Source organism: Syntrophomonas sp. UBA5494 (assembly GCF_002426325.1).
In genome coordinates this window covers 1-2403 of the sequence record NZ_DIPG01000059.1, presented here as the reverse complement: position 1 = coordinate 2403, position 2403 = coordinate 1, and the positions used below count along the sequence as shown (strand labels likewise).

At 57.2% G+C, this 2403-nt stretch carries 3 protein-coding genes; all 3 read left to right on the top strand.

The genetic code is table 11. The annotated features are described in order from the left end of the window. The coding region (gene hydG / locus B3W37_RS06960; protein ID WP_483175174.1) for a [FeFe] hydrogenase H-cluster radical SAM maturase HydG at positions 1-1072 on the top strand (1072 nt) is incomplete at its 5' end. Positions 1073-1082: 10 nt separating this feature from the next. Then, positions 1083-2171 carry a [FeFe] hydrogenase H-cluster radical SAM maturase HydE gene (hydE, locus tag B3W37_RS06955; protein WP_483175173.1) on the top strand — a complete coding sequence of 363 codons (1089 nt, stop codon included), beginning with the start codon at positions 1083-1085 and terminating at the stop codon, positions 2169-2171. Between the two features lie 137 nt (positions 2172-2308). Further along, positions 2309-2403, top strand: a 95-nt coding sequence (locus tag B3W37_RS06950; protein ID WP_483175208.1) for a GTPase, incomplete at its 3' end; no start/stop codon positions are given.

Genomic DNA, 2403 nt, shown 5'->3' with positions numbered 1-2403 from the left:
CGAGATTGAGCAGGAAGTCCGGATCATGATCGAGGAGGGCCAAAAACGCACCGTGCTCGTCTACGGCGAATCCCCCAAGACCAATATTGATTTTATGTGCGAGACGGTGAAAAAGGTGTACAGCGTAAAGACCGAACACGGCGAGATCCGGCGCGCCAACATCAACTGTGCGCCGCTCACGGTGGAAGAGCTGAAAAAGCTCAAGGAGGTCGGAATCGGAACCTTCCAGGTTTTCCAGGAGACCTATCACCACGACACATACCGCAGGGTGCATGCGCAGGGGACGATCAAGGGCCATTACCGCTGGCGGTTGTACTGCATGGACAGGGCGCAGCAGGCGGGCGTCGACGACAACGGCATCGGCGTTTTGTTCGGGCTGTATGACTGGCGCTTTGAGGTGATGGGCCTTTTATACCACACCATCCATCTGGAGGAAACCTTCAACGGCGTGGGGCCGCATACCATCTCCTTCCCCCGCATCACGCCCGCCATCGGCACGCCCTATTCCGAGCATCCGGAGTATGCGGTGAGCGACCGGGATTTTAAAAAGCTGGTGGCCGTTCTGCGTCTTTCCGTACCGTACACAGGCATGATCTGCACCGCGCGGGAACCTGAAGCGGTGAGGCGGCAGGTGATCCCCTTCGGGGTATCGCAGATTGACGCCGGTACCCGCATCGGCGTGGGGGCCTATGCGAAATCCAAAAGCGCCAACGCCATGCCGGAACAGGAGCAGTTCTCCATCGGCGACGACCGCTCTTTGGACGGCGTGGTAAAGCAAATTTGCGACATGCAGTGTATTCCCTCCTTCTGTACGGCGTGCTACCGGGCGGGCCGTACCGGCGAGCATTTCATGAAGGTCGCCAAGTCCCGGTTTGTGCACAATTTTTGTATCCCCAACGCCATCTTTACGCTTAAAGAATACCTGCTCGATTACGCGTCGGATGAGACCCGGACCAAGGGCGAAAAGATCCTCAGGCAGCATGTCGAACAGTTTCAGGGTGATCCTGTTTACGGCACTATCCTAGGAACTCTGGAACGGATTGAAAATGGCGAGCGCGACCTGCGCTTATAGGAGCGTTGTGATGGATTTACCCAAGGACGCCCAAGTTTTTTCAAATTGGATGAATACTGCCGGTAAAAAGGAGCTTGCCGGCGTAATCAAGCACTTCTGCGAGGATGCCACGGCGGAGGAACAATCGGCTTTGCGCCTTTTCGCCGGGGAGCTGCGTGAAAAGCATTACGAGAAAAAGGTGTATTTCCGGGGCCTGATCGAATTTTCCAGCTACTGCAAAAACGACTGCTACTATTGCGGCCTGCGCAAAAGCAATGCCAACGCCAAGCGCTACCGCCTGACGGAGGCGGAGATCCTCGATTGCTGCCGGATGGGCCATGAGCTGGGCTTTCGTACCTTCGTGCTGCAGAGCGGCGAGGACATGTACTTCACTGACGCCCGGCTGTGCGGTATCGTATCCGGAATCAAGGAGCGCTTCCCCGACTGCGCGGTAACCCTCTCCATCGGGGAGCGAAGCTTCGATTCCTACCAGCGGCTGTTCGACGCAGGCGCCGACCGTTACCTTCTGCGCCACGAGACGGCGGAAGAAGAGCATTACCGGAAGCTGCACCCTCCGGGGCTCAGCCTGAAAAACCGGAAAAGATGCCTGTATGATTTAAAGGAAATCGGTTATCAGGCCGGGGCCGGATTCATGGTGCAGTCTCCCTTCCAGAGCTACGACACACTGGCGGAGGACTTTTTGTTTCTCAGGGAGCTGGAGCCCCATATGATCGGCATCGGCCCCTTTATCCCGCAAAAGGACACCAGGTTCCGCGGCTGCCCCACGCCGTCCTCCGAACGCACCCTGATATTGCTGTCGCTGCTCCGGATCATGCTGCCCAAAGCCTTGCTGCCGGCCACGACGGCCCTCGGTACCGTCGATCCCCTGGGGCGCGAAAAGGGTTTAAAAGCCGGCGCCAACGTTGTGATGCCCAATCTCTCCCCCGTCGCACACCGCAGGGACTATGCCCTGTACGATGATAAAATCTGTACCGGCGAGGAGGCTGCGGAATGCCTGTATTGCCTTTCGGGCCGCATCGCGTCGGCGGGCTTTATACCCGATTTTTCCCGCGGGGACCATGCGGATCTGCAGAGGAGGGGAGCTCCCTCATGCGGATAGAACACGATATGCTGGGCGAAATTCCGATAGCGGACGAGGCTTATTACGGAACAACGATTCATGGGGGAAAAGGATTTGGATAAAATTTTAAGGCCGGAACGGCTAACGTCGCCCGGGGGAGCAAAGGAGTAGTCACAATGGAAAATATGAACGCGACACCGATGGCCAGCCGGTTCACTATCGGAATTTTTGGCCGGCGCAATGCCGGAAAATCCTCGCTTATCAACGCACT